This window comes from Nonomuraea sp. NPDC003727 (assembly GCF_053586935.1).
Window position 1 is genome coordinate 98,250 of sequence record NZ_JBSFNE010000016.1, and the last position, 26,629, is coordinate 124,878.

Below are 26,629 nucleotides of genomic sequence, written 5' to 3' on the forward strand. Positions count from 1 at the left end.
GGTGATCGTCCCGCGCCCTCTCTCTGTCCCGCTCGGCCTGTCCCGCTCGTCACCGGCGCTTCCCGCGGCTTGGGCGCCGCCATCGCGCGGCAACTGGCCGCCAGCGACTCGGCGATCGGCAACGGCTCGACGGTCGCCGACGGCCGGGCGGTCAGCAACGGCTCGACGGTCACCGACAGCCGGGCGGTCACCGACAAACACTGTTGGGGGCCGAGCGGGCTGAGCCATGGTCGGCGAGATCCGGGCGGGGGTGGCGTGCCGCGGCGTTTCCGGCGGACGTCACCGACGAGTCGGCGGTCGCGGGCCTCCTCGCCGGGGCCCCGACGCGTTCCTTCACTCCCCCGCCGCCCGCTTCGTCACCGGCGAGCGGATCGCGGTCAAGGGCGGCCACACGGTCGCCTGACATGCGAAGATCGTCGTGTGGAGCGCTTTCGGATAGGCGAGACGGCATTGGTGGTCACGGTTCCGGCGGCCGAACCCGTCGTCGGGCGCTGGCGGGAGCGCCACGACCCCTCCGCGGCCTACGGCGTGCCGGCGCACGTGACCGTGCTCACCCCGTTCCTGCCCCGCGACCTCGTGGACGCGCGGGTGGAGGCCGAGCTCGGGCGGCTGTTCGCCGCTTTCGCCCCGTTCGAGATCACCTTTCACGCCACCGGCCGGTTTCCGGGAGTGCTCTATCTCGCCCCTGAGCCGGACGAGCCGTTGCGCGCGCTCACCCTGGCCGTGTGGCGGCGCTGGCCCGAGGTGCCGCCGTACGGCGGGCGCTATCCGGACGTCGTCCCGCACCTGACGGTCGCCGACGGCCCGCCACCCGACGCCTGCGCTGAGATCGAGGCGGACCTGGTCGCGCGGCTGCCGTTCGTCTCCCGCGTGAGCGAGGTCGTGCTCCTGGCCTACGACGGTACGGCGTGGCGGCAGGAGGCGTCGTTCCCGCTGGGCGGCGCGGCCGGCGGCGATGACGACCCGCCGCGCTCGCCCGCCGAGGTGCGGAGCGTGCATGTGGAGGTGCGGAACGAGCACGCGGAGGGCCATGACGACCGGCGGACTTCCCGCACCGAGGCGCAGGGCGAGCACGCGGACGGCGATGACCACCGACCGAGTCCCCTCGCCGAGGTGCGGGGCGAGGCGGTGGACGGCGACTACGGGCGGCCGGGCTCGCTCGCCGAGGTGCTGGCCGACGTGGCCGCCGAGCGGGTCGCGCAGGACGTCATGTTCGGCGTCCAGGACCCCGCCGACGGCACGGGTCCCGAACGCACGGCCGCCGCCGACCGGGCGAAGGCCGACCTGGAGACGGCCAAGCGGGCCGGTGCGGTGACCTGGCGGCACATCCTGCACGAGGAGGTGCTGGAGGCCTTCGCCGAGAGCGACCCCGACCGGCTGCGCGCGGAGCTGATCCAGGTCGCGGCGGTGGCGGTCAAGTGGGCCCAGGCGCTCGGCGGCCGCGGTGCGACGCTTCCCCACCAGGTGAAGCGGGCCAGGTTCAAAGCGATCGTGGACGTGCACGTGCTGTTCGTCCGTGACGGGAAGGTGCTGCTGGGGCGCAGGGCCAACACCGGCTACGCCGACGGCCGCTGGCATCTGCCCTCGGGCCACCTCGAGGCCGGCGAGTCGGCGGTCGAGGCGGCGGCCAGGGAGGCGCGGGAGGAGGTCGGTGTCATCGTCGATCCCGGCGATCTGACCTTCGTCCACGCCATGCATCGTGCGCCCGATCGGGTGGGGCTGTTCTTCCGCGCCGAGCGGTGGCACGGCGAGCCGTACAACGCCGAGCCGGGCAAGTGCGGCGCGCTGGAGTGGCATCCGCTCGACCGGCTGCCCGACGGCATGGTGGCCTACCCGGCGGCCGCGCTGGCGGCGATCGGCGACGGCCGGCCTTTCGCCCAGTTCGGCTTCTGAAACCAGCTCGGTCTCCAAAACCGGGCGATCTCTGAAACCGGCCCGGCCGCTGAAACAGGCGCGGCTTTTCAACCTGGCGTGCTTTCTCAAACCGGCCCGGCCGCTGGAACAGGCTCGGCTTCTCGAACTGGCTCGGCTTTCAACCTGGCGTGCTTTCTGAAACCGGCCCGGCTGCTGAAGGGAGGGGCAGCCGCGCATGCGGGCGAACCCCGGGCGGAACTCCGGAGACAGGCCTTCGGCAGCAGGCCGCCGCTCGAAGGCCCCACCAAAGTACGGTCCTGCCGTGCCGAAGGTCGGCTTCGCCCGTCATCGCCTTGATCAGGCACGGGACGGCGGCTGAGACTCGGTCGCCATGGAAGAGATGCTGACCGAGGCCGCCCGCCGGCTGGGTGTCACCGGCGCGCAGGTCGCCGTGCTCGCCGACGGCGAGTTGCGTGAGGCCGCCACCGGGGTCGCCAACGCCGAGCTGGGCACGCCGATGGACGCCCGCACGCTGATCCAGATCGGTTCGACGACCAAGCTGCACACCGCGGTGCTGGTGATGACGCTGGTCGACGAGGGCGTGCTGGACCTGGACACGCCGGTGGTGCGCCATCTGCCGGAACTGCGGCTGTCCGACGCCGCCGCCACCGCGTCGGTGACGGCGCGTCACCTGCTGTCCATGACCAGCGGGATCGACAACGGGTTCTACGACGACCCGGCCGACTACCTGGCGACGCTGTCCGGGATGCGGATGCTGTTCGCCCCGGGCGACGGCTACTCCTACAGCAACGCCTCCACCGTCGTCTCGGGCGCGCTGGTCGCCCGGCTGACCGGGTCGAGCTGGGACGAGGCGTTGCGGCGCAGGGTGTTCGAGCCGCTGGGGCTGCGCGAGTGCCTGACGTTGTGGGAGGAGCTGCCGTATCACCGGGTCGCGGTCGGGCACGCGCCCGACGGTTCGGTGGTGCGGCCGTGGACGTTCTCGCGCGCCTCGGGGCCCGCGGGGAGCACGCTGTGCTCGACGGCCGCCGATCTGGCCAGGTTCGGCGAGCTGTTCGTGCGGGCGGGGGCCGGCGTGCTGTCGGCGGAGGCGTGCGCCGCCATGCAGGTGCCGCAGGTGTCGCTGCCGACCAGGCGGTTCGCCGACCGCTGGTGTCTGGGGCCCTACCAGCGCGATTTCGGCGGGGCGACCGTGCTCGGCCACAGCGGGACCAATCTGGGCGGTTCCTCGACGCTGCTGTGGGTGCCGTCCACCGGCGTGGTCGTCGCGGTGGTGTGCAACAGCCCGCATGCGGGTTACCCACTGGCGGCCGCCGTGACCGCCGAACTGCTGGGAGCCGGTCCCGCCGACGTGGAGCCGGTGACGCGGCTCACCGCCGACGCGGGCCCGTACGAGGGCCGGTACGCCGCCTGCGACCTGCGCTACGAGGTGACCTCGGTGGAGGGGGTGCTGACGGTCACGCTGGAGGACGTGGCCTCGGGCGCCGTCAGCCCGCCGGTGGCGCTGCTGCCGCTGGACGAGCACCGGTTCCTGCCCGAGCAGGATCTGTCCGGCGGGCGGGGCTGGGATCTGGCGTTCGTGGTCCGGGACGGCCGGGCGGCGCGCCTGGTCAGCGGCGGTTTCGCCGCCCGCCGGATCGCGTGAGCTCAGCCTCGGCTGACCAGCCCGCCCGATCGCGTGAGCTCAGGCCCGGCTGGCCAGCCCGCCGGATCGGGTGAGCTCAGGCTCGGCTGACCAGCCCGGCGTCGTGGGCCAGCAGCGCGGCCTGGGTGCGGTTGGCGCAGCCGAGCTTGCCGAGCAGCCGTGACACGTAACCCTTGACCGTCGTCTCGCTGAGGTAGAGCCGGCTGCCCGTCTGGGAGTTGGACAGCCCTTCGGCCAGGCAGACCAGCACCTCGGTCTCGCGCTCGGTCAGGCCGTCCACCAGTCGCCTGGCGGCCCGTCTGGCGGGCTCGCCGGGGGCGAAGGCCGCCACCAACCGCCTGGTCAGGTCGGGCGAGACGACGGCGTGCCCGTCGGCGGCGACCCTGACGATGCCGGTCAGGTCCTCGGGGTCGGTGTCCTTGAGCAGGAAGCCGACCGCGCCCGCGCGCAGCGCCCGGACCGCGTACTCGTCCAGGTCGAACGTGGTCAGCATGATGATCTTCGGCGGTCGCGGGAGCCGGCAGGCGCGCTCGGTCGCGGTCAGGCCGTCGACGCCGGGCATCCTGATGTCCATCAGCACGACGTCCGGTGCCAGCCGGACGATCGCCTCGACGGCCTCGGCGCCGTCGTGCGCCTCGCCGACCACCTCGAGGTCGGCGGCGCGGGACAGGATCGCCCGCAGGTGGGCGCACACCATCCGCTCGTCGTCCACGAGCAGGACCCTGATCATCGGGCGCTTCCCCTCCCCTTTCCCGGCAGTTCTGCCGGCAGGTTTCCCGGGAGATTTCCCGGCAGCTTGGCCGGCAGTGTCGCCAGCACCTCGAATCCGCCTGTCTCGGTCGGCCCCGCGGCGAACGCGCCGCCGACCAGTTCCACCCGCTGCCGCAGGCCGAGCAGCCCGGTGCCGGACGACGGCAGGCCGAGGCGCATCGGCTCGGCGCGCGCCGGGTCGGCCGGGTGGTTGCGCACCTCGACGCGGACCCCGCCGTCCCGGGGGCTCAGCCGGACGGAGACCGGCGCGCCCGGCGCGTGCTTGCGCGCGTTCGTCAGCGCCTCCTGCACCACCCGGTAGGCGGTACGGCCGAGCGGTGCCGACAGCTCGATCTGCTCGTCCTGGGTTAGCGACACCGGCAGCCCCGACTCGGCGACCAGGCGGGACACGTCGAGCAGGGTCGGCGGCGGGGCGAGGTCGGCCGGCTGCCGGTCGTGCAGCACCCCGACGACCTCGCGCAATTCGCCGAGCGCGCGCCGGCCGGTGGCGCGCAGTTCCTCGGCGGCCGCGCGCACCTCGGGCGAGGGCGCGGCCATCCGCAGGGAGCCGGCCTGCAGCACCATGAGGCTGACGTGGTGGGTGACCACGTCGTGCATCTCGCGGGCCAGCCGCGTGCGTTCCTCCAGCCTGGCCTGCTCGACCAGCAGCCGCTGCTCGCGTTCGGCGCGTTCGGCCCGTTCGGCCAGCGCGGTGTTGAGCCGCCGCTGGGTGTCGGCGTAGAGGCCGAGCAGCGTCGCGGGGATCACCACCAGGCCGCAGATCGCGACGAGGTTCAGGGCCGTGGCGAGGTCGGGCGCCTCCCACAGGTGGGTCAGGACGAGCAGTGCCAGCCCGGCCACGGCCACGAGCAGCCGCCGGTCGCCGCGGTGGGCGCCGAGCGAGTACAGCGCGAACGGCATCGCCACCGGCACCTCGATGAAGCCGAGCGGGATCATCGCCAGCGCGACGGCGAGGGGGAAGTGCCGACGGCCCAGCAGCGCCGCCGCGGCCACGGCCTGCACCCACAGCCCCTGCCAGGGCACGTCGGGCACCAGCGCCATCGGTACCGCGCCGCTGATGGCCAGATCGCTGCCTACGCCCACCACGCCCACGGCCGTGGCGAGCGCGACGTCCCCCGACAGCCTTCTGACCCGCGCGTTCATACCGCCACGCTACCGATCCGCGCAGGCCGGCCGGATCCGACGAAAGTAGGATGCCGGCCCCTACGATCCCCACGGGGCAGCCCCCCTTCGGCGCTCGTGCGGGCCTGCCGTGTCGCGTGATCCTCGATACGTGAACGATCTTCCAGGCGAACACGCCTCCCTGACCAGGCAGGACGCACGCGCGATCCTGGGCGTCACCGGCAGGGAGGGCGACACCGCTCCCCTGCTGCGCACGCTCAGGGAGCACGGCGTCGGCCTGTCGTTCCTGGTCGCGCTGACCGTGCTGGCCGTGGTGGACAACTTCCAGACCCAGGTGTTCGGCGTGCTCGCGCCCGAGATCGCCGCCTCGCTCGGGATGGACGCGGGCTCGCTGTCGGGAATCGTGGCCGCCCAGGGCGTGGCGACGGGGCTCGCCCCGTTCGCGGTGGCGGCGCTGCTGCGTCGCTACCCCCATCGGGTACGGCTGGCGGTGGGCACCGGGTTCGCCTGGAGCCTGACCACGCTGTTCACCGGGTCGGTGGCCGGGCCTGTCTCGCTGGCCGCGCTCATGCTGGTCAACGGGGCCACCACCGGCACGGTGGCGGTGCTGCATCCGCCGCTGCTCGTGGACGCCTACCCGCCGCCCGCCCGCATGCGGATCATGTCGCTGTACTCGGCCTCGTCGCCGCTGGCCGGCGTCCTGGCGCCGCTGGTCGTGGCGGGGCTGGTGTCGTGGCTCGGCATGGACTGGCGGGCGGTGTTCGCGACGCTCGGCGGGCTGTCGCTGGCGGCCTGCCTGTACGCGCTGCGGCTGCGCGAGCCGGTGCTGGGCCGCTGGGACGTGGCCGAGCTTCAGGCCAGGTCGGGCAACGCCGTACCGGCCGCGGACGCGGCGACGCCGGAGTTCGGCGGCTTCGGGGCGGCGTTCGTGCGGACTCTGCGCATCCCGACCGTCCGCCGGATGTGCGTCGGCTTCACCGCGGTAGGGGCGCTGGCCGCGCCGTACGGGGTGGTGGTCTCGACCCTGCTGGAGCAGGAGTACGCGCTCACGCCCGGCCAGCGCGGGCTGTTCACCGGCGCCGCCGCGGCGGTGTCGATCGCGGCGCTGGCCGCCTTCGGGGCCAGGGCGGAGGCGGCCTACCGGGCGGGTCCTGCGCGGTTCATGGCGCTGTCGGGCGCGGCGCTGGCCGCGGCGGCCACGGCGTTCGCCCTGTCCGCGGTCGTGCCCGTGCTGTGGGTGATGCTGGCCCTGCTGGCGCTGGGCCAGGCCTTCCTCGCGGTGATCGGGCCGTGCCTGTTCATCGGCGCCCTCTCGGTCGTACGGCCCGCCGACCGCCCGCACGCCATGGCCGCGCTCGGCCTGATCATCGCGGCCGGCGGCCTGGTGGGCGCGGGGCTGCTGGCCCTGGCGACCGCCTTCCTCGACCTGCGCGGCGCGCTGCTGTTGCTGCTCGTCCCCGCGGTCCTCGGGTCGTGGTTCATCGCGACCATCCGCAAGACCCTCATGGGCGATCTCGACGCCCTCATCGACCATGCGATCGGAGAAACCACATGATCGACGCCTATCGCCGCGCCGAGGCGCTGCACGTCTCGCGGGAGGCGAAGCTCGTGCACCGCTCGGCCGTGACGCCCGTCTGGGAGGAGGACTCCTTCTGGTACCTGGTGACCACCCCCGAAGGCCCCCGCCAGGTCAGGGTCTTCCCCGAGCGGAAGGAGCGGGTGGAGGGCCCGGCGCCGGCCCCGGCCGGCGAGCCGGTGCTCCCGCCCGAGCTCACCGGTGCCCAGACCTCGCCCGACGGCCGCTTCACGGTGACCTGCGAGGCCGGCGACCTGCTGGTGAACGGTACGCGCGTCACCGGTGACGGCGAGCCTGGCCATGCCTACGGCCTGCCGAGCGACCAGAACCGGATGCCGATCGTCGCCACCCAGCAGGGCATGACCACTCCCCCGCTGCTGGTCTGGGCGCCCGACGGCCGCCGGTTCGTCACCCACCGCGTCGACCAGCGGCACGTGCCCACGCTGACGATCACGCAGTCGTGCCCCCCGGGCGGCGGCCGCCCGCTGGCGCACACGATGCACTACGAGATGCCCGGCGACCCGCTGCCGACGGTCACGCACGCGATCTTCGACGCGGAGACGGGCGAGCGGGTCGACGTCGCGCTCGAGCCGCTGCCCTTCACTCACGACGCCCCGCTCAACCTCGACCGGATCTGGTGGGAGGACGACGACACGCTGTGGCTGCTGCACTGCACCCGCGGCAACCGGGGCGCCGTGCTTCACCGCATCGACGCCAGGACCGGCCGGGCGCAGGTCGTCCTCGAGGAGCACGCCGAGACGGTGATGGCCACCGCCCCGACGATCGTCGTGCCGACCCTCGTGCGCACCCGCGGCGACGAGGTGCTGTGGTACTCCGACCGGTCGGGCTGGGGCCACCTCTACCTGTACCGGGGCGGCGAGCTCGCCAGCGCCGTCACCACCGGCGAATGGCTCGTCCGCGAGCTGCTCGAGGTCGACTGGACGGCCAGGCAGGTGCTGTTCCTGTCGGGCGGGCACGGGTCGAACCCCTACGACCGCCGCCTGTGCCGGGCGGACCTGGACGGGGGCGGGGTCACCGTGCTCACCCCCGAGGACGCCGACCACCAGGTCCACGTCTCCCCCGACGGCCGCTGGCTGGTCGACACCTACGCCACGCCCGGCACGCCGAGCGTCACCGTGCTGCGCGACGCCGCCGGAGCGCTCGTCATGGAGCTGGAGCAGGCCGACCTGAGCCTGCTGGAGAAGGCCGGCTGGCGGGCGCCCGAACGGTTCACCGCCAAGGCCGCCGACGGCGTCACCGACGTCCACGGGCTGCTGTTCCTGCCGGGCGACTTCGACCCGGGCAAGCGGTACCCCATCCTGGACTCGATCTACAACGGGCCGCAGATCACCCGGCAGCTGCGCACCACCCTGCGGGGCTACACGCTCGACCCGTGGCTGCTCGACCCGGCGGGCGGCGCGCCGTCGCTGGCCGCGCTCGGCATGGCGGTCGTGGTGCTCGACGGGCGCGGCACGCCGTACCGGGGCAAGGCCTTCCAGGACGTCTCCCACGGCGACCCGGCGGTGACGGCCGGGCTGGAGGACCACGTGGCGGCGATCACCCAGCTCGCCGCCGAGCGGCCCTACCTCGATCTGGAGCGGGTGGGGATCACCGGGCACTCGGGCGGCGGCGCGGCCACGGCCAGGGCGATGCTGACCCATCCCGGTTTCTTCCGCGTGGGCGTCGCCTCGGCGGGCGACTACGAGCACGACGGCTACTACGCCATCTGGGGCGAGACCTACCAGGGGCCGCCGCCCCAGGACTACGCCGCGGGCTCGATGCTGCCGCACGCCGGCGCGCTCGCCGGCAAGCTGCTGATCGTCTTCGGCGAGATGGACGACAACTGCCACCCCGGCCTGTCGCTGCGGCTGGTCAACGCGCTGGTCGAGGCCGATGCCGACTTCGAGATGCTCATGGTGCCCAACGCCGCCCACGGCTACCTGCACGCCGAGGCGCACGTGCTGCGCCGTACCTGGGACTTCCTCACCCGCCACCTGATCGGCGCGGAGCCGCCCGCCGGATACCGCATCGACCCGACCTTCGGAGCCGCCGCATGAGCACCGCCCTTCCTGACCTGCTCCCCGACCTGCAGGCCGACCTCGACGCGCTGGCCGGCGAGCACGGCGTCACCGGCGCGGTCCTCGCCTTCACCGACGGCCAGGAGGTGGCCGCGGCCGCGACGGGAGTCCTCAACACCCGCACGGGCCAGCCCGTCACGACCGGCTCGCTGTTCCAGATCGGCTCGGTCACCAAGGCGTGGACGGCGACCCTGGTGCTCCAGCTCGTCGGCGAGGGGCGGCTCGACCTCGACCAGACCGCGCAGTCGGTGCTGCCCGGGCTCGCGTTGCCCGAGCCGGTGACGATCCGGCAGCTGCTGGCGCACACCGGCGGGTTCGAGGGGGACGTCTTCGTCGACACCGGCAGGGGTGACGACGCGATCGAGAAGCTGGTCGCGCTGCTCGGCGAGGTGCCGCAGCTGTCGCCGCCCGGCGCGATCTGGTCCTACAACAACGCCGGGTACGTCGTCCTCGGACGTGTCGTCGAGGTCCTGCGCGGCCTGCCGTTCAACGCGGCGCTGCGCGCGCACCTGATCGGCCCGCTGGGCCTGACGCACACCGCCACCAGCGCCGACGAGGCCATCCTGTACGGCACGGCGGTCGGGCACGCCGCCGGCGAGCCGGTCTCGACCTGGTCGCTGATGCGCTCGAACGACCCGGCGGGGGCGAGCCTGGCGATGACCGCGGGAGATCTGCTGACCTTCGCCCGCGCGCATCTGGCCGACGGCGCGCAGGTGCTGCCCGCGAAGCTGTCCAGGATGATGCGGGAGCCGCAGGTCGCCCTTCCCGACCTCGGCCGGCCCTCCAGCTGGGGGCTCGGCTGGGAACTGCAGGAATGGGCGGGCGGCACGGTCGTCGGGCACGACGGCTCCACCCCCGGCCAGGCCGCCACGCTGAAGCTCGTGCCGGAGGCGGGGGTGGCCGCGGTGCTGCTGACCAACGGCGGCGACCCCGACCCGCTGGTGGCCGAGCTACTGACACCCGTGCTCGGCCGCCTGGCCGGGGTGAGCGCGCCGCCGCCGGTGAAGCCGCCCGTGCCGCCGCTCCCCTTCGACGTCGACCGCTACGCCGGGCGCTACGTCTCGGACGTGACGGCGTGGGAGGTCACCGGCGACGCCGAGGGCCGGCTGTGGGTGACCGTCACGCCGCTCGGCGTGATGGCCGAGCACGGCGCGCCGCAGACCTTCGAGCTGGCCAGGCTGCGCGGCGACACGTTCGTGTTCGCGGAGGCCAGGGGCGGGGTGCACGCGGCCGTCGCGTTCGTCGGCGACGGCGACGGCGGGCGGGCCGGCTACCTGCACACCGGGCGGCTGAACGTCCGCGATTCCCTGTGAGGAATTGTCGGTGTTCCCCGCGATCCGCAGGATCGAGGGGAACACCGACACGAGGAGAAGCAGTGACCGATATCCGTGCCCAGGAGCTGGCCGACCGCTACATCGCGCTCTGGCTCGAGCCGGACGCCGAGCAGCGCCGCAAGGCCGTCCAGGAACTGTGGGCCGAAGACGGCGAGCACGTGCTCCAGCCGCCGCAGGAGATCCGGCAGATCGGCTACGACCTGGGCTTCGACGCCACGACGCTCGAAGCGCGCGGCCACGAGGCGATCGAGACCCGGGTGACCCGCAGCTACGAGCGGTTCGTCGCCGGCGGGCAGTTCGTCTTCAGGGCCAAGGGCGACGCCGTACGGCTGCGCGACGTCGTCACCTTCCACTGGGAATCGGTGAACGTCGGCGGCGGAGGCGCGGTGACGGGCGGCGGCCTCGAGGTCCTCATGCTGGACGAGGACGGCCGCATCGTCACCGACTACATGTTCCCGTCCTGATCGCCGGGGTCAGCCGCCAGCAGCGCCGCCGTTTCGGCGTCGGCGGGCAGGAACGCCTCCAGCTTCAGCTCCGCCACGGTCACGTCGAGCGCGGTCGCGAATGTCGTGATCGTGGTGGTGAGCCGCAGTTCCCCGCGCGGCGAGCGCAGCCGTACGGGCACGGCGAAGCCGACGTGGTCGGGCCCCGGCGGCTCGTGCGGCACGTAGCCGGACAGCTCGTCGTACAGCTCGTCGCGCGGGATGCGGTCGAGGATGTGCTGGGCCCACTGGGCCAGGTTGGCGATCCGCGGCGCCAGGCCCTCCGGATGCAGGGACAGGCGCAGCACGTTGACCGGGGGGCGCAGCAGGTGGCCGGCGACGCCCTCGGTGAGCAGGCCGAAGGCGTCGTTGGCCAGTACCAGCTCGTGACGGGCGTCGACGACGATCGCGGGGTAGGGCAGGTGTCCGGTCAGGATGTGGCCGAGCGCGGTCCGCACGTGGGCCAGGCCCGGGTCGTCGAGCGGGGTCTGCGGGTAGACGGGCGCGTACCCGGCCGCGAGCAGGAGGTCGTTGCGCTCCCTGAGCGGCAGCTCCATCGACTCGCCGAGCCGGACGACCATGCTCCTGCCGGGCCGGGACCGGCCGCTCTCCATGAAGCTGAGGTGGCGCTGGGTCGTGCCCGTCCGCAGGGCGAGGTCGAGCTGGCTGAGGCCGTGGCGGCGGCGGGTCGTGCGCAGGGTCTGGGAGAAGTCCACGCTCCCATTGTGCGGACGCCGCCCATTCCTTCAAGGGAATTGTCGCCATTCCCTCGCGGCGGCACGATTCCCTGCGTGAACACGCGACTGGGAGTCCTGCTCCCCACCAACAAGAACCAGTGGACCGACGCCCGGGAGCTGGTGGACTTCGGCGTCCGCGCCGAGCGGCTCGGCTTCGACTCCCTCTGGGCCAACGACACCCTGCTCGGCGCCCGCATCGAGCCGCTGGCCATGCTGGCCGCGCTGGCCCCGGCGACCGAGCGGGTCACCCTCGGCACCGCGGCGCTGCTGCCGGCCTTCCGCCGCCCGGTCACGGCCGCCCAGGAGCTGGCCGCCGTCGACCACCTGTCGGCCGGGCGGCTGGTCGTCACCGTGGGCGCCGGCTTCCCCGGCCGGTCGGAGATCGAGTACGCGGTCTCGGAGGTGCCGTGGCCGCGGCGCTTCGAGCGGCTGGACGAGACGGTCGCCCTGTGGCGGGCGCTGTGGGCGGGCGAGCGCGCCTTCCACGGCAAGGTGCTGCGCTTCGACGAGCTGCCCGAGCCGACGCCGTCGTTCCGGCCGAGCGGGCCGCCGATCTGGCTGGCCGGCGCGACACCGTCGGCGCTGGAACGCGCCGGGCGGCTCTACGACGGGTGGCTGCCCTACCCGCCCGACCCCGCCGCCTACCGGGCGGGCCTCGAGGGTGTACGGCACGCGGCGGGCGCGGCGGGGCGGCCCGTCGAGGCGGTCACCCCGGCGTTGTTCGTCACGGTGCTGATCGGCGAGGCCGCCGGCGAGCGTGAGCTCGACGCCTTCTGCAGGGCCACCTACGGCGTGCCGTACGAGACGGCGCGGACGATCCAGGCCATGGTCGCGGGCCCGGCCGAGCACGTGGCCGCCACGCTGGCCGGCTACGTGGCGGCCGGCGCCGAGCACCTGGTGTGCCGTTTCGCGGCCACCACGCTCCACGACCAGCTGGAGCAGCTGGAGCTGCTGGCCGGGATCGCCCGCCGCACGCCGTGAGGTCGCGGCGCGCCGGAACAACCGGCGCGCACCCCGGTGTTGCCGCTCATCGACGACCCCAACGGAGAAGAGGCCGCCGATGGTCAGTGTCAGCACGGAGACCCCCGAGCAGACCGAGGAACGCCTGCGCCGGGTGATCGCCGGCGCCGAACTCGTCGTGCACGAGGGCGTCTGGTTCTTCGAGGAGTCACCCGCCGACCGTCCGCCCGCGCTCACCGGCGACACGCTGGCCGTGGTCCGCGACGAGGACAGCTGGAGCCGCCTGATACCGCTCACCCGCGACCGGGAGGACGTCGAGCGGTTCGGGATCTTCTCCTTCCACTTCCCCGCCGGGCTGGACAACAGCGGCTTCGTCGGCTGGCTGGCCACCCGTCTCAAGGCGAGCCTGGGGACGGGGGTGTTCGTGGTGTGCGGGAGCAACCGGGAGCGCGGCGGAATCTACGACTACTGGGGCTGCCCCGCCGAGCTGCTCGACCAGGCGGTCGCCGTCGTCGCCGAGCTCCGCGGGGCGTGACCGACACCGGCCGGCAGGCCTGAGCGGTGGCCGGCTCGGAAGCCCGGACGCCGCCGGGGTGGGTCAACTCCTGACGCGGCCGGTCGAGCCCCGGGCGATGAGGGTGGGCGGGAAGACGTGGTCGACGTGGGGCGTGTGGTAGCCCTGCAGGCGCTCCCACAGCGCGTTGGCCGCGGCGCCGGCCATCTGCTCGATGGGCTGATGGACGGTCGACAGGGGCGGGTTGCTGTGCGAGGCGAGGTAGGAGTCGTCGTACCCGATCACCGAGAGGTCGCCCGGCACGGACAGACCCGCCTGGCGGGCCGCGGCGAGCGCGCCGAGCGCCATGAGGTCGCTGCCTGCGACGATCGCGGTCGCGCCGGCCGCCAGCAGCCGTTGGGCGGCGGCGTGCCCGCCTGTCAGCGAGTAGTCGGTCTCGGCGTAGAGCGCGTCGTCGACGGAGCCGAACCACTTGCGCATCTCCCTGCGGTAGCCGTTCAGCCGGTTCTGCGAGGGCCGCAGGTAGCCCTGGCCGCCGGCCAGGCCGATGCGGGTGTGGCCGAGGGACCGCAGGTGGGCGACGGCCATCGCGGCGCCGGCCGCCTCGTCGGTGGTCACGGTGGAGACCGGCAGGTCGGGGACGTGCCCGCCGACCAGAACCATCGGCAGGTGCCGCTGGTGCAGCTGCCAGTAGAAGCCGTGGTCGGCCGAAGGGTTGGCGTGCCGTCCTGAGATCAGGACCAGACCCTGGATGCGCTGCCGTACCAGGGAGGCGATGTAGTCCAGCTCCGTCGGCCCCTTCTTGGTGGAGCTGCCGATCATCGCCGTCACGCCGAGAGCGCCGAGCTTCGTCTCGATCGCGCCGGCCAGCAGCGGGAAGACGGGGTTGTCCAGCTCGGGGACGATGATGCCCACGAAGGGGTCGGAGACGGGCGCCGGCGCGACCATGCCTTGCTCGCGCATGGCGCGCAGCACGCGGTCGCGGGTCTCCTCGGCCACACCCGGGCGGTCGTTGAGCACGCGGCTGACCGTGGCCGCGCTGACCCCGACACGCTTGGCGATCGTCCGGACCGACAGCCTTGACATCGACCCTCCAGAAAGCATTGAAACATGTTGCCAGCTGTTGCGGCGGTATTCGGGAGCGACCTAGGCTCCCGGCCAGAAACGCAGGTGATGAGCGAATTGCGGAGCACTGACAGCATGTGGCAACCCGAAACACTTTGCAACACGAGCGCGCACCACGACGGTTCGCCGCTCTACGTGTCCGACCCTTCTCCGGGGCTGGGCGAGCGGGTGGAGGTGTTCGTGCGCACCGCCGCGGCGCTGGGTGCCGAGCAGGTGTACGTGCGCACCGCCCCTGACGGCGAGCCCAGGTTCACCGAGGCGAAGATCGACCGCGCCTGCGAGGACGAGACGTGGTGGCGGGTGCCGGTCGAGATCGTCAACCCGGAGTGCGGCTACCGCTTCCTGCTGCGCACGGCCCGCGGGCCGCTCTGGCTGAACGCGTCGGGGCTGCGCCGTACCGAGGTCACCGACGCGGCCGACTTCACGCTCACCGCCTACCCGCCGCCGCCCGCCTGGGCGGCGGACGCGGTGATCTACCAGATCTTCCCCGACCGGTTCGCCCGCTCCGGCCGGCCGTACGGCCCGCTGCCCGGGTGGGCCAGGCCCGCGGACTGGGACGAGCCGATCCCCTACGGCAAGCCTGAGGCGCTGCGGCAGATCTACGGCGGCGACCTGTGGGGGGTGGCCGACCGCCTGGACCACATCGCCGAGCTCGGCGCCGACCTGATCTACCTGACGCCCTTCTTCCCCGCCAGGTCCAACCACCGCTACGACGCCACCACCTTCGACCGGGTGGATCCGCTGCTCGGCGGGGACGAGGCGCTCAAGGCGCTCACCGCGCGGGCGCACGCCCGCGGCATGCGGGTGATCGGCGACATCACGCTCAACCATTCGGGCGACGCGCACGACTGGTTCGTCAGCGCCATGGGTGACCCGGGCAGCCCCGAGCGCGACTTCTACTATGTCGACGGCGACGACTACGCCACGTTCGCCGGGGTGAAGACGCTGCCCAAGTTCGACCACCGGTCGGCCGAGCTGCGCCGGCGCCTGGACAGGGTGATCGCCCGCTACCCCGACGAGTTCGGGCTCGACGGATGGCGCGTCGACGTCGCCCAGTCGGCGGGCCGCCACGGCGGCGTCGAACTCAACGACCGGGTGGCCGCGGACACCAGGGCGGCGCTGGGAGAAGGCAGGCTGCTGCTGGCCGAGCACCAGTTCGACGCCTCCGCCGCGCTGCGCGGCGGAGGCTGGCACGGCACCATGTCCTACGCCGGGTTCGCCCGGCCTGTCTGGTCGTGGCTGGCGCTGGAACGTGCCACCGAGTTCTGGGGCACCCCCGGCCCCATCCCCCTGTACGGCGGGCAGGACGTCGTCGAGGTGATGCGCGACCACGCCGCCCGGATCCCGTGGCGCTCCTACACCCACAACCTCACGCTGCTCGACTCCCACGACACGGCCAGGTTCCGGTCGATCGCGGGCCGCGACCGCCAGCTTCTCGGCGCCGCGCTCCTGTTCACGCTGCCCGGCCTGCCCATGGTCTTCGCCGGTGACGAGGTCGGCGTGGAGGGGGTCCACCTGGAGGACGGCCGCCGCCCCTTCCCGTGGGACGGCGAGACCTGGGACCGGCGGACCTACGCGACGTACAGGGAGCTGGTGGCACTGCGCAGGAGCAGGCAGGCGCTGCGCCGTGGCGGCCTGCGATGGCTGCGCGCCGACGACGACGTCCTGCTCTTCGAGCGGGCACTGCCGGGCGAGACGATACTCGTCCAGGTCAGCAGGGCGAACCACGCGCCTGCTGCGGCCCCTGCCGCGCTGTCCTGCCTCACCGGCGGCCCCGACCTGCGTCCCGGTGAGCCGATGCCCGCCGACGGACCGGCCTTCCACGTCTGGGAGGTCGCCCGATGATCGAGATTCTGACCGGTGTGCGTTCCGAGGCGCTCGGCAACTCGAGGGACGTGTTCGTCTACCTGCCGCCCGGCTACGACCCGGCGGCCGGGCCGTACCCGCTCGTCGTCCTGCACGACGGGCAGCACGTGTTCGCGGGAGCGGGCCTCGCGCCGAGCTGGCGGGTGGACGAGACGCTCGACGGGCTCATCGGCGCGGGACTGCTGCCGCCGCTGGTCGCCGTGGCCGTCGCCAACGCCGGTGACCAGCGCGGCAACGAGTACTCCCACGAGGTGCCCTACCCGCGGGACCCGAACGGGATCTGCCGCGGCGAGCTGTACGAGCGCTTCCTCGTCACGGAGCTGCTGCCGCTGGTGCGCGGACGCTACGCGGTCACCGACGATCCGGGCGCCACCGCGGTGATGGGCTCCTCCATGGGCGGCCTGGTCAGCTACCACCTGGCCTTCCGCCGTCCCGACGTGTTCGGGCTGTCGGCCGTGCTGTCGCCGTTCCTCGTCTTCGTGGATCCGACGACGCTCGAGGAGACCCCGGTCTTCCGCCGTTTCCCGGGGCGCGGGCCGCGCAGGATCTGGATCGACATCGGCGGCATGGAGGGCCTGATCATGGTCAGGCCGGTCCGCGAGCTGGTCGAGCATCTCATCGACGTGGGGTACGAGCCCGACACGGAGCTGCGCTACCACCACGAGCCGGCCGCGCCGCACCACGAGGACGCCTGGGCGGCGCGCGCGGGCAGTGCGCTGCTGCACCTGTTCGGAACGGAAGGGCCGCCCGTGACGCTGTCCGTCGCGGACGTCGCGGACGTCGCGGACGGCACGGACAGCGCGGACGGCACGAACGGCACGAACGGCGCGGACGGCCCGGTCGCCGTGGGCCAGGCGGTCGACGTCGCGCCCGTCGGCGTGCGGGCGGACGGCTGCGTCTACTCGGTGTTGAGCGCGGAGGTGACGTGGCGGCCGCCTCACGTGCTGGTGCCCGCGGGCCACGGCCTGCTGACCGGCGCCGGGGCTGGCACCGCCGAGGTCGTCGTCAGGACAGGCGAGCTGCAGGTGACCGAGCGGGTCACGGTCGTCGACGGCGCGCCCGACGCGCTGCTCGACGTCACCGTCGTCGTCCCGGTGGACACCCCTGCCGACTTCCCCGTCTACTTCTCCGGCCTGGTCACCACCCAGGTCGCGCCCGGCGTCCACCACGGCGCGTGGCGGCTGCCCCGCGGCGTCGGCCTCAACGGCACCGTCGGCCGGGGCTGGCGCCGCGACGGGTTGGGCGCCGACGGCCTGCCCATCCGAACCCCCCTACGGCACGACGGTGACCGGCGCGTGTGGGTGCGCGTCGCGGGCTGGAGCGATCCCGCCCAGGTCGATCCGCACGCCGGATCCTGAGGAGAACCCCGATGCGTACCCTTCCCATCCTCACCGCCCTCCTGCTGTCCGGATGCGCTCTGGCCGGCTGCGCGCAGGACGAACGCGCGGCCGAGCACAAGCCCGCGGCCACACCGACACTGACCGTGTGGGCCGACGACGACAGGGCCGCCCCGCTGACGCGGATCGCCGCCCGGTTCGAGCAGGACCGCGGCGTCAAGGTCAAGATCGTGCAGAAGGCGATGGGGAACCTGCGTGACGACTTCGTCTCGCAGGCGCCCTCGGGCCAGGGGCCTGACGTGATCGTCGGCCCGCACGACTGGCTGGGCAAGCTCGTCCAGAACGGCGTCGTCAGCCCGCTCGACCTCTCAGCCAAGGCCTCGCTCTTCTCGAAGGTGGCGCTGGACGGCATGACCTACCAGGGGCAGACCTACGGCCTGCCGTACGCGGTCGAGAGCGTGGCGGTCCTGCGCAACAACACGCTGGTCCCCGTCGCCCCCCGGACCTTCGACGAGCTGGTGGCCAAGGGGGAGGCGCTGGTGGCCGCGGGGAGGGCCGTCCACCCCGTCGGCCTGCCCGTCGATCCGAAGGCAGGCTCGCCGTTCCACCTCTACGCCCTGCAGACCTCCTTCGGCTCGCGGGTCTTCGGTGAGGGCGGCGACCTGGAGATCGACAACGCGGGCGGGCTGCGGTTCGCCGCGTACCTGCGGAAGCTGGCCCAGCGGAAGGCGGTGTCCACCTCGCTGACCGGGGACATCGCGACCAGCGCCTTCCTCAAGGGTGAGACGCCCTTCCTGGTCACGGGGCCGTGGGACGCGCCGGCCGTCGTCAAGGCGGGCGTGCCGTTCTCGGTGGATGCCCTGCCTCCGGCGGGAGACGAGCCGGCCAGGCCGTTCGTGGGCGTGCAGGGGTTCTACATCAGCGCCAAGAGCGCCAACCCGATCCTGGCCAACGACCTGCTCCTCAACTACCTGGCCACACCGGAGGCGCAGAAGGCGCTCCACGCGGCCGGAGGGCGCCCGCCCGCGATGACGTCGGTGCGCGACGAGCTCGCGGGCGACCTGGTCATGACGGGGTTCGCCAAGGCCGCCGCCGAAGGCGTGCCCACGCCCAACGTCCCCCAGATGGACGCGGTGTGGGCCGACTGGGGGCTGTCCCAGCTGGCGATCATCGCCGGCGAGGGCGACCCCGCGGAGCTGACCAGGAAGGCCGGGGACAAGATCCGCGCCAAGATCGGCTCCTCGTGAAGCGCGCGCTGAGGCTACTGCCGCTCGCGGTCGCTGACGCGCTGGCCCTGTACGGGCTGGTGGCGCTCGGCGCGCAACGGTCGTGGTGGATGTTCGCGGGCCTGCTGGCGGGGACGGCGGCGATCAACTGGATCTACCTGAGCAGGCGGGCCGTGCCCGCCAAGTACCTGGCGCCCGGCGTCGTGCTGCTTCTCGTGTACCAGGTGTACGTGGTCCTCTACACCGGCTACGCGGCGTTCACGAACTACGGCGACGGCCACAACGGGAGCAAGGCGGACGCGGTCGCGGCGATCCTGGCCGGCAGCGAGGTGAAGGTGGCGGGGGCCGTGCCGTACCCGATCAGGGTCATGGAGCGGGACGGGCGCCTCGGACTCCTGGTGCAGGGCCGGCCGGCGGCCGGATGGCGGCCGCTGACGTACGGCGAGATCGTCGCCAGGCAGGCGGAGATCACGGCGCTGCGCGAGCCGGCGGACGGCGGCACGCTCAAGACCGCCGACGGCATGACGGCCACGCTGTACCGGGCCACGCTCACCTATGACGCGGCGGCCGGGAGCATCACCGACGGGACCACCGTGTACCGCGACACGGGGCGCGGCGCCTTCACCGCCGCCGACGGGCGCTCCCTGAGCCCCGGCTGGAAGGTCTTCGTCGGCCATGAGAACTTCACCCGCGTGCTGACCGACTCCGGGATCAGGGGGCCGTTCCTGGAGGTGCTCGCCTGGACGTTCGTGTTCGCGACCCTGTCGGTGGCGCTCAGTTTCGGCCTCGGGCTCGCGCTCGCGCTGCTCCTGGACGGGCACCGGATCTACCGCTCGCTGCTGATCTTCCCCTACGCGTTCCCCGCGTTCATGGCGGCGCTGCTCTGGCAGGGACTCCTCAACACCGACCACGGCTTCGTCAACGACGTGCTGCTCGGCGGCGCCCGCGTCCCCTGGCTGTCCGACCCGTGGCTGGCCAAGCTGAGCGTGCTGCTGGTGAACGTATGGATCGCCTTCCCCTACATGTTCCTCATCTGCACCGGCGCCCTGCAGGCGATCCCGCCCACGCTGTCGGAGGCCGCGCAGATGGACGGGGCGGGGCCGTGGCGGGTGCTACGGACGATCAAGCTGCCGTTGCTGCTGGCATCGACCGCCCCTGTGCTGGTGGCGACGTTCGCCTTCAACTTCAACAACTTCAACGTGATCTACATGCTCACCGGCGGCGGGCCGAGGGACGCGAACGCGCCGGTCGACGTGGGATCGACCGACCTGCTGATCTCGCTGGTGTACAAGCTGGCCTTCGGCGGCGCCTCCAGGAACTACGGCCTGGCGTGCGCGGTCTCCATCGTGATCTTCATGGTGATCGCCGCCGTCTCGCTGGCCGGGTTCCGCAGGGCACGGCGGCTGGAGGCGGCATGAGAGCGTGGAGGCATCTGGCCGGGCTGCCGGCCGTGGCGGTCGCGCTGTTCCCGCTGGTCTTCGTGGTCGCGGCCTCGCTCAACCCCAGCGGCACGCTGACCGGGTCGAACGACCTGTTCGCGGCGGTGACGTGGGATCACTACGCCACGCTGTTCACCGACGAGCTGCATCCCTTCCCCCGCTGGTTCGCCAACTCCATGGCGATCGGGCTGATCACGGCGGCGGGGTCGGTGTTCCTCGGGGCGTGCGCCGCCTACGCCTTCTCGCGCTTCCGGTTCAGGGGGCGCAGGGCAGGGCTGCTCGGGCTGGTGTTCATCCAGCTGTTCCCCCAGGTCCTGGCCTATGTCGCGATCTTCCTGCTGCTGTCGGCCGTCAAGGAGGTGTTCCCGCCGCTCGGCCTCGGGAGCAGGCTCGGCCTGGTCATGGTCTACCTCGGGGGTGCGCTCGGGGTGAACACCTACCTGATGAAGGGCTTCTTCGACTCGGTGCCCAAGGACCTGGACGACTCGGCGCAGATCGACGGCGCCTCCCACGCCCAGGTCTTCTTCCTGGTCCTGCTGCCGCTGGTGCGGCCCATCCTGGTCGTCGTGGCGCTGTTCTCGTTCGTGGCGACCATGAACGACTTCGTGATCGCCGGCCTGGTGCTGACCGACCCCGACCAGCAGACGCTCGCCGTCGGCCTCTACCAGCTCGTCTCCTACCAGCTGGGGCAGAGCTGGGGCGTCTTCTCGGCCGGCGCGCTGATCGGGGCACTGCCGGTGCTGGTCCTCTTCCAGTTCCTGCAGCGCTTCATCACCGGCGGCCTCACCGCCGGGGCGGTCAAGACCTGACCCCCGAGGCCGTCGGGGGAAGGGCACGCCCATGGCTTCTGCCGGGCCGCCGTGACCCCCGTCGGCGCGTACGTCCGGCCCACGGTCCTCGATGCCCGGGTGCGGAAGGAGGACGGCCGGCCCCGCCTGTGGATCGATGGCGGCTGAGGGCGCGCGGCAGCTTCCGCTCACCGGAAGCGGGTGCGTGCGGTCAGGCGGCCGGCGCCCTAGCGTCGTGGCTGTGAACGAGGTCTACGTCGTCGACGCGGTCCGCACGCCCATCGGCAAGTACGGCGGCGCGCTGTCCGGCGTCCGCCCCGACGACCTGGCGGCGCACGTCGTCAGGGAGTTGCTGGCCCGCTCCCCCGCCCTCGACCCGGCCACGATCGCCGACGTCGTGTTCGGCAACGCCAACGGCGCGGGAGAGGACAACCGCAACGTGGCCCGCATGGCCGTCCTGCTGGCGGGCCTGCCGGTCGGGGTGCCGGGCGCGACGGTGAACCGGCTGTGCGGCTCGGGCATGGAGGCGGTGATCCAGGCCTACCGCGCCATCGCGCTCGGTGAGGCGTCGGTGGTGGTGGCGGGCGGTGTGGAGTCGATGAGCCGCGCCCCCTGGGTGCTGCCCAAGCCGTCGCGCGCCTTTCCCGCGGGCAACCAGGAGCTGGTCTCCACCACGCTCGGCTGGCGCCTGGTCAACCCGCGCATGGCGCCCGAATGGACCGTGCCGCTCGGGGAGGGCGCCGAGCTGATCGCCGACAAGCACGGGATCACCAGGGCGGCCCAGGACGCCTACGCGCTGGCCAGCCACCGGAAGGCGGCGCGGGCCGACTTCACGCGGGAGATCGTGCCCGTCGGCGACGTGACGCGCGACGAGTCGATCCGCGACGACACCTCGATGGAGGCGCTGGCCAGGCTGAAGCCCGCCTTCCGGCACGACGGCACGGTCACGGCGGGTAACTCCTCGCCGCTCAACGATGGCGCGGCCGCCCTGCTGCTGTGCGATCGGCAGGGGCTGGCCCGTATCGGCCGGGAACCGCTGGCCAGGATCACCGGGAGCGCGGTCAGCGCGGTCGAACCCCAGTACTTCGGCCTGGCGCCGGTCGAGGCGATGCGGAAGGCGCTGCGCGGCCGCGAGCCGTCCGTCGTCGAGCTGAACGAGGCGTTCGCCGCCCAGGTGCTCGGCTGCCTGGCCGAGCTGCCCGAGCTCGACCCCGAGGTCGTCAATCCGCGCGGCGGCGCCATCGCCGTCGGCCACCCGCTGGGCGCCTCAGGCGCGAGGATCACCGGCGCGGTCGCGCACCAGCTGGCCGCCGCGGGATCGGGCATCGGCCTCGCCGCCCTGTGCATCGGCGTCGGCCAGGGCCTGGCCGTCGTCCTGGAACGCTGAGGAGCCCCCATGACGCAAGAGCAGATCTCCGCGGAGATCGCCGAACTGCACGAGGCGTATCTCAAGGAGGGCGCCGAGCTGCACCACGCCGCCCGCGACTTCGCCCCCTACCGCAGCAGCGCCCTGCGCCATCCGCGGCAGCCGCTGGTCGTGGTCGACGACCCAGAAGCCGCCGAGCTGGCCGGGCCGGTCTTCGGCGTCACCGACGTGACCGCGCTGGACGCCGACCTGACCCGCCAGCACCGCGGCGAGCCGCTCGGCGAGCGCATCACCATCACCGGGCGGGTGCTGGATCGGGCCGGCCGTCCCGTGCGCGGCCAGCTCGTCGAGGTGTGGCAGGCCAACGCCTCGGGCCGCTACGCGCACCAGCGCGACGACCATCCGGCCCCGCTGGACCCCAACTTCACCGGCGTGGGCCGCTGCCTGACCGACGACGACGGCCGGTACGCGTTCACCACGATCAAGCCGGGCGCCTACCCGTGGCGCAATCACGTCAACGCGTGGCGGCCGGCGCACATCCACTTCTCGGTGTTCGGCACGGCCTTCACCCAGCGCCTGATCACCCAGATGTACTTCCCCGGCGACCCGCTGTTCCCCTACGACCCGATCTTCAACTCGGTGCTGGACGAGCGGGCGCGCCGGCGGCTGATCGCCGCCTACGACCACGACCTGTCGGTGCCGGAGTGGTCGCTCGGCTACCGGTGGGACATCGTGCTCGACGGTCCCTCGGCCACCTGGACGGAGTCATGACGCATCCCACGCCCTCGGAGACCGTCGGCCCCTTCTACGGCTACGCGCTGCCGTTCGCCGGCGGCGGCGACCTGGCGAGCGGCGGCATCGTCGTCCACGGCCACGTGTACGACGGCGCGGGCGAGCCGGTGCCCGACGCGCTGCTGGAGTTCTGGCAGGCCGACCCCACGGGCGGGTTGCGCGGCGCGCCGGGCACGCTGCGCCGCGATCCGGTCACCGGGGCGATCGTCGGCAGGCACGGGCTCGACTTCACCGGCTTCGGCCGGGTCGCCACCGACGCCGACGGCCACTGGATGCTGCGCACGCTGGTTCCCGGCCTGCCGTACATCTCGGTGTGCGTCTTCGCACGCGGGCTCGGCCACCACCTGTACACCCGCGCCTACCTGCGCTTCGATGAGACTGACCGGTTGCTGGCCGGGCTCGGGCCGCAGCGGCGGCAGACGCTGCTGGCGCGGGAGGAGCGGCAGGGGGTCTACGTGTTCGACGTGCGGCTGCAGGGCGAGCGGGAGACGGTGTTCCTTGACTTCCGCTGATCGGGGGCTGCTGTCGGCGGGTCGCGCGGGCTCGCCCGCCGAGGCGGCGACGGGCGACGCGGCGGTGCTGCGGGCGATGCTCGACGCCGAGGCGGCGCTGGCCCGCGCCTGGGCGTCGGTGCTGCCCGCCGTCCCCGCCGAGGCGGCCCGCGCGGTGACCGAGGCGGCCCGCGCCGGCCGGTTCGACCTGGACGCGCTCGTCCTGCGGGCCCGCGAGGGCGGCAACCCGGTGATCCCGCTGGTCGCCGACCTGAGATCGGCGGCCGGTTCGCAGGGCGCGCCGTACGTGCACCTCGGCGCGACGAGCCAGGACATCATGGACACCGCGCTCATGCTCGTCGCCCACCGGGCGCTGGAGCACGTGCTCGCCGACCTGTCCCGTACGGCTGCCGCGCTCGCCACGCTGGCCGCCGAGCACCGCGCCACGCCGATGCCCGGCCGCACGCTCACCCAGCACGCGGTGCCGACGACGTTCGGGCTGAAGGCGGCGGGCTGGCGCGCGCTCGCGCTGGACGCCGCCGACCGCCTGCGGGCCGTCCGCGCCGGGCTGCCCGCCCAGCTCGGCGGCGCGGCCGGGACCATGGCCGCCTTCCACGCGCACGCGCTGGCCCTGTCCCCCTCCGCGTCCCCCGCCGCGTCGGCCTCCGCATCCCCCGCCGCCTCCGTCTCCGCGCCGCCCGCCGGTGACATCGGGATGGCGCTGGCCGCGGCCTTCGCCGAGGAGGTGGGGCTGGCCGAGCCGGCGCTGCCGTGGCACGTGCTGCGCACCCCCGTCGCCGACCTGGGCGGCGCCCTGGCCTTCACCGCCGGCGCGCTCGGCAAGCTCGCCGCGGACGTGCTGGTCCTGTCGCGCACCGAGATCGGCGAGGTGTCGGAGGGGGCGGGCGGCGGCTCGTCGGCCATGCCGCACAAGTACAACCCGGTGCGCGCCACCTGGATCGCCGCCGCCGCCCGCCAGGCGCCACCGCTGGCGGCCGTCCTGTACGGCTCGCTGGCCGCCGAGGACGAACGGCCGGCCGGGGCCTGGCACGCCGAGTGGCAGCCGCTGCGCGAGCTGCTGCGCGTCGTCGGCGGGGCCGTGCGCGACGCCGCCGAGCTGGCCGAGGGCCTGCGCGTCCACCCCGAGCGCATGCGCGCCGATCTGGAGGCGACCGGCGGCCGCATCCTCTCCGAGCGCGTCGCCGCCATGGCCGGCAGGGAGCCGGCCGAGGGCCAGGACCCGCGGCAGGTGGCCGACCCCGACCTGCTCGATCCGGCGACCTATCTCGGCTCGGCGCCCGAACTCGTCGACAGGGCGCTGCGCCGTACCGCGCGCCGTACCGCCATGCCACCGGCACCGGAGACCTCGTGACACTGCCGCACCACCGGCTCGACGGCCCCGCGGCCGGACACCCGATCATCCTCGGTCCCTCGCTCGGCACGTCGCTGCGCGTCTGGGAGCCCCAGGTGGCCGCCCTCGCCCGCCGCCACCGCGTCCTGCGCTTCGACCTTCCCGGTCACGGCGCCGGCGAGCCCGCCAGGGTGGACGGCGTCGCGGGGCTGGCCGACCTCGTCCTGCGGCTGGCCGACCACCACGGCTGGGACCGCTTCCACTACGCGGGCATCTCGCTCGGCGGCGCGATCGGCGCCCACCTGGCCCTCCACCACCCCGGCAGGGTGACGACGCTGAGCATGGTCTGCTCGTCGGCCAGGTTCGGCGAGCCCGGCGGCTGGCGGGAGCGGGCGGCCCTGGTGCGGGAGCACGGCACCGCTCCCCTGCTGGAGGGCGCGGCGGCCCGCTGGTTCGCCGGCCCGCCCGTCCGCGCGCTTCTCGACGACCTGGCCGCGACCGACCCCGAGTCGTACGCCGCCTGCTGCGACGCGCTGGCCGGCTACGACCTGCGACCAGAGCTGGCCCGGATCGCCGTGCCGGTCCTGGTCATCGCCGGGCGCGCCGATCCGGCGACCCCGCCCGCGCACGCCAGAGAACTGGCCGACGGGCTGCCCGACGCCACCCTGGTCGAGCTGCCGCGCGCCGCCCACCTGGCCAACCTCGACCGTCCCGAGGCCGTCACCGCCGCCATGGAGGCCCACCTGGGCAGGGCGAGCGGCATGGAGGTACGGCGGGCCGTACTCGGCGACGAGCACGTCGAGCGGGCCATCGCCCGCACCACCCCGTTCACCCGCGACTTCCAGGACCTCATCACCCGGTACGCGTGGGGCGAGATCTGGACCAGGCCGGGGCTGGACATGCGCACCCGCAGCTGCGTCACGCTCACCGCGCTGGTGGCCCGCGGCCACACCGAGGAGCTGGAGCTGCACGTGCGGGGCGCGCTGCGCAACGGGCTCACGCCGGACGAGATCGGCGAGGTGCTGCTGCAGAGCGCCGTCTACTGCGGTGTGCCCGCGGCCAACGCCGCCTTCGCCGTCGCCCAGCGCGTCCTTCAGGAGGAGGGCCGGTAGCCCAGCTGCCTGAGCACCGCCTCGAAGTAGGCCTTGATGTCGGCCGTGCTCTCGGTGTCGGGACGGGAGCCGAGGTGCTGCAGGATCGAGCCGTTCAGCACCTGCTGCAGGACGCCGAGATCGGTGCCGGGCGGCAGCTCTCCGCGCTCGAGCGCCGCGGCCAGCACGGCGTGCTCGGCCGCCGCCCTCCGCGCGCCGTTCTGGTCGCAGTAGGCCCGCAGCAGCTCGGGGTAGTCGTCGGCGGCGCCGTACAGGCGGCGCAGCATCCTGCGGTTGCGGGGCTCGCCGAGGTAGTGCGCCCAGTCGGTGAGCATCGCCTCGACGCTCGGCCAGTCGATCGCGCCCGGCTCGTGGTCCCTGTGCACCGACTCGATCGCCTGGACCAGCAGCGCGGTCTTGTCGGCGAACCTGCGGTAGACCGTGGCCCTGGTCACCCCCGCCCGCTGGGCGACCTGCTCGATGCTGGTCAGGCTGGCACCGCACTCGATGAGCAGATCGAGCGCGGCGGCGAGGATGGCCGCGTCGACCTCCTGGCTGCGCGGCCGTCCCGGTGCTCTCACCACCGTTCCGCCCTGGCGCCGGAGCAGCGGGGCAGGGTCACGGTGTCTACCTCCTCGGGCGGGTTGCCGCAAGGGTAGCGCGAGC

At 73.5% G+C, this 26,629-nt stretch carries 23 protein-coding genes; 18 read left to right on the top strand and 5 right to left on the bottom strand.

What is annotated here, in order from left to right; translation table 11 throughout:
- Positions 1 to 420 precede the first annotated feature (420 nt).
- Both ACWDLG_RS34405 and ACWDLG_RS34410 read left to right on the top strand, forming a co-directional pair.
- Positions 421 to 1,893: a 2'-5' RNA ligase family protein gene (locus ACWDLG_RS34405; RefSeq protein ID WP_449928189.1), complete on the top strand. Its 1,473-nt coding sequence runs from the start codon at positions 421 to 423 to the stop codon at positions 1,891 to 1,893.
- A gap of 352 nt (positions 1,894 to 2,245) precedes the next feature.
- Positions 2,246 to 3,517, top strand: coding sequence for a serine hydrolase domain-containing protein (locus ACWDLG_RS34410; RefSeq protein ID WP_449928191.1), 1,272 nt, complete (start codon positions 2,246 to 2,248; stop codon positions 3,515 to 3,517).
- Between the two features lie 76 nt (positions 3,518 to 3,593).
- Here ACWDLG_RS34410 and ACWDLG_RS34415 read toward each other — a convergent pair whose 3' ends face one another.
- Both ACWDLG_RS34415 and ACWDLG_RS34420 read right to left on the bottom strand, forming a co-directional pair.
- Entirely contained in the window at positions 3,594 to 4,247 is a 654-nt protein-coding gene (locus ACWDLG_RS34415; RefSeq protein WP_449928193.1) for a response regulator, read from the bottom strand.
- The gene (locus tag ACWDLG_RS34420) at positions 4,244 to 5,431 is read right to left on the bottom strand and encodes a sensor histidine kinase (protein ID WP_449928195.1); all 1,188 of its coding nucleotides are present in this window, start codon (positions 5,429 to 5,431) and stop codon (positions 4,244 to 4,246) included. The genes ACWDLG_RS34415 and ACWDLG_RS34420 overlap by 4 nt, the downstream gene beginning before the upstream one ends.
- Positions 5,432 to 5,561: 130 nt before the next feature.
- Here ACWDLG_RS34420 and ACWDLG_RS34425 point away from each other — a divergent pair, with 130 nt between their 5' ends.
- The 4 genes from ACWDLG_RS34425 (at position 5,562) to ACWDLG_RS34440 (ending at position 10,862) form a co-directional block, all read left to right on the top strand.
- Positions 5,562 to 6,965, top strand: a complete 1,404-nt coding sequence (locus ACWDLG_RS34425; protein ID WP_449928197.1) for an MFS transporter — start codon at positions 5,562 to 5,564, stop codon at positions 6,963 to 6,965.
- A complete protein-coding gene (locus ACWDLG_RS34430; protein ID WP_449928199.1) occupies positions 6,962 to 9,043 on the top strand; it encodes a DPP IV N-terminal domain-containing protein in 2,082 nt (693 codons plus the stop codon). Before ACWDLG_RS34425 ends, ACWDLG_RS34430 begins: the two co-directional genes overlap by 4 nt.
- On the top strand, positions 9,040 to 10,377 hold the full coding sequence (locus ACWDLG_RS34435; protein ID WP_449928201.1) for a serine hydrolase domain-containing protein: 1,338 nt from the start codon (positions 9,040 to 9,042) through the stop codon (positions 10,375 to 10,377). Before ACWDLG_RS34430 ends, ACWDLG_RS34435 begins: the two co-directional genes overlap by 4 nt.
- A gap of 62 nt (positions 10,378 to 10,439) precedes the next feature.
- A complete protein-coding gene (locus ACWDLG_RS34440) occupies positions 10,440 to 10,862 on the top strand; it encodes a hypothetical protein (RefSeq protein WP_449928203.1) in 423 nt (140 codons plus the stop codon).
- On the opposite strand, the gene ACWDLG_RS34445 is transcribed toward ACWDLG_RS34440, so the two are convergent.
- Complete coding sequence (locus tag ACWDLG_RS34445) at positions 10,844 to 11,596, bottom strand: helix-turn-helix domain-containing protein (RefSeq protein ID WP_449928205.1); 753 nt, start codon at positions 11,594 to 11,596, stop codon at positions 10,844 to 10,846. The genes ACWDLG_RS34440 and ACWDLG_RS34445 overlap by 19 nt on opposite strands.
- 75 nt (positions 11,597 to 11,671) lie before the next feature.
- On the opposite strand from ACWDLG_RS34445, the gene ACWDLG_RS34450 reads away from it, so the two are divergent.
- Together ACWDLG_RS34450 and ACWDLG_RS34455 are read left to right on the top strand one after the other, a co-directional pair.
- The gene (locus tag ACWDLG_RS34450; RefSeq protein ID WP_449928207.1) at positions 11,672 to 12,598 is read left to right on the top strand and encodes an LLM class flavin-dependent oxidoreductase; all 927 of its coding nucleotides are present in this window, start codon (positions 11,672 to 11,674) and stop codon (positions 12,596 to 12,598) included.
- Between the two features lie 79 nt (positions 12,599 to 12,677).
- The gene (locus tag ACWDLG_RS34455; RefSeq protein WP_449928209.1) at positions 12,678 to 13,112 is read left to right on the top strand and encodes a DUF6196 family protein; all 435 of its coding nucleotides are present in this window, start codon (positions 12,678 to 12,680) and stop codon (positions 13,110 to 13,112) included.
- 63 nt (positions 13,113 to 13,175) lie between these two features.
- Here ACWDLG_RS34455 and ACWDLG_RS34460 read toward each other — a convergent pair whose 3' ends face one another.
- Complete coding sequence (locus tag ACWDLG_RS34460) at positions 13,176 to 14,177, bottom strand: LacI family DNA-binding transcriptional regulator (protein ID WP_354912781.1); 1,002 nt, start codon at positions 14,175 to 14,177, stop codon at positions 13,176 to 13,178.
- Positions 14,178 to 14,291: 114 nt separating this feature from the next.
- On the opposite strand from ACWDLG_RS34460, the gene ACWDLG_RS34465 reads away from it, so the two are divergent.
- The 10 genes from ACWDLG_RS34465 to pcaDC all read left to right on the top strand — a co-directional run bounded on the left by ACWDLG_RS34465 (position 14,292) and on the right by pcaDC (position 25,984).
- Positions 14,292 to 16,061: a glycoside hydrolase family 13 protein gene (locus ACWDLG_RS34465; RefSeq protein WP_449928211.1), complete on the top strand. Its 1,770-nt coding sequence runs from the start codon at positions 14,292 to 14,294 to the stop codon at positions 16,059 to 16,061.
- Entirely contained in the window at positions 16,058 to 17,440 is a 1,383-nt protein-coding gene (locus ACWDLG_RS34470; RefSeq protein ID WP_449928213.1) for an alpha/beta hydrolase, read from the top strand. The genes ACWDLG_RS34465 and ACWDLG_RS34470 overlap by 4 nt, the downstream gene beginning before the upstream one ends.
- Before the next feature lie 11 nt (positions 17,441 to 17,451).
- Positions 17,452 to 18,666, top strand: coding sequence for a sugar ABC transporter substrate-binding protein (locus ACWDLG_RS34475; RefSeq protein ID WP_449928215.1), 1,215 nt, complete (start codon positions 17,452 to 17,454; stop codon positions 18,664 to 18,666).
- The gene (locus ACWDLG_RS34480) at positions 18,663 to 20,063 is read left to right on the top strand and encodes an ABC transporter permease subunit (protein WP_449928217.1); all 1,401 of its coding nucleotides are present in this window, start codon (positions 18,663 to 18,665) and stop codon (positions 20,061 to 20,063) included. Before ACWDLG_RS34475 ends, ACWDLG_RS34480 begins: the two co-directional genes overlap by 4 nt.
- Positions 20,060 to 20,893, top strand: coding sequence for a sugar ABC transporter permease (locus tag ACWDLG_RS34485; protein WP_354912791.1), 834 nt, complete (start codon positions 20,060 to 20,062; stop codon positions 20,891 to 20,893). Before ACWDLG_RS34480 ends, ACWDLG_RS34485 begins: the two co-directional genes overlap by 4 nt.
- Positions 20,894 to 21,113: 220 nt before the next feature.
- Entirely contained in the window at positions 21,114 to 22,259 is a 1,146-nt protein-coding gene (locus tag ACWDLG_RS34490; RefSeq protein ID WP_449928219.1) for a thiolase family protein, read from the top strand.
- A gap of 9 nt (positions 22,260 to 22,268) precedes the next feature.
- Entirely contained in the window at positions 22,269 to 23,009 is a 741-nt protein-coding gene (gene pcaH / locus ACWDLG_RS34495) for a protocatechuate 3,4-dioxygenase subunit beta (RefSeq protein ID WP_449928221.1), read from the top strand.
- The gene (gene pcaG / locus ACWDLG_RS34500) at positions 23,006 to 23,542 is read left to right on the top strand and encodes a protocatechuate 3,4-dioxygenase subunit alpha (RefSeq protein ID WP_449928223.1); all 537 of its coding nucleotides are present in this window, start codon (positions 23,006 to 23,008) and stop codon (positions 23,540 to 23,542) included. The genes pcaH and pcaG overlap by 4 nt, the downstream gene beginning before the upstream one ends.
- Positions 23,529 to 24,893: a 3-carboxy-cis,cis-muconate cycloisomerase gene (gene pcaB / locus ACWDLG_RS34505; RefSeq protein ID WP_449928225.1), complete on the top strand. Its 1,365-nt coding sequence runs from the start codon at positions 23,529 to 23,531 to the stop codon at positions 24,891 to 24,893. The genes pcaG and pcaB overlap by 14 nt, the downstream gene beginning before the upstream one ends.
- Positions 24,894 to 24,895: 2 nt before the next feature.
- On the top strand, positions 24,896 to 25,984 hold the full coding sequence (gene pcaDC, locus ACWDLG_RS34510) for a bifunctional 3-oxoadipate enol-lactonase/4-carboxymuconolactone decarboxylase PcaDC (RefSeq protein WP_449928296.1): 1,089 nt from the start codon (positions 24,896 to 24,898) through the stop codon (positions 25,982 to 25,984).
- Here the strand turns inward: pcaDC and ACWDLG_RS34515 are convergent.
- Positions 25,966 to 26,544 (bottom strand): TetR/AcrR family transcriptional regulator, encoded by a 579-nt coding sequence (locus tag ACWDLG_RS34515; RefSeq protein ID WP_449928227.1) that lies wholly within the window; start codon positions 26,542 to 26,544, stop codon positions 25,966 to 25,968. The two genes, pcaDC and ACWDLG_RS34515, sit on opposite strands and share 19 nt — an antisense overlap.
- Between the last annotated feature and the right edge of the window lie 85 nt (positions 26,545 to 26,629).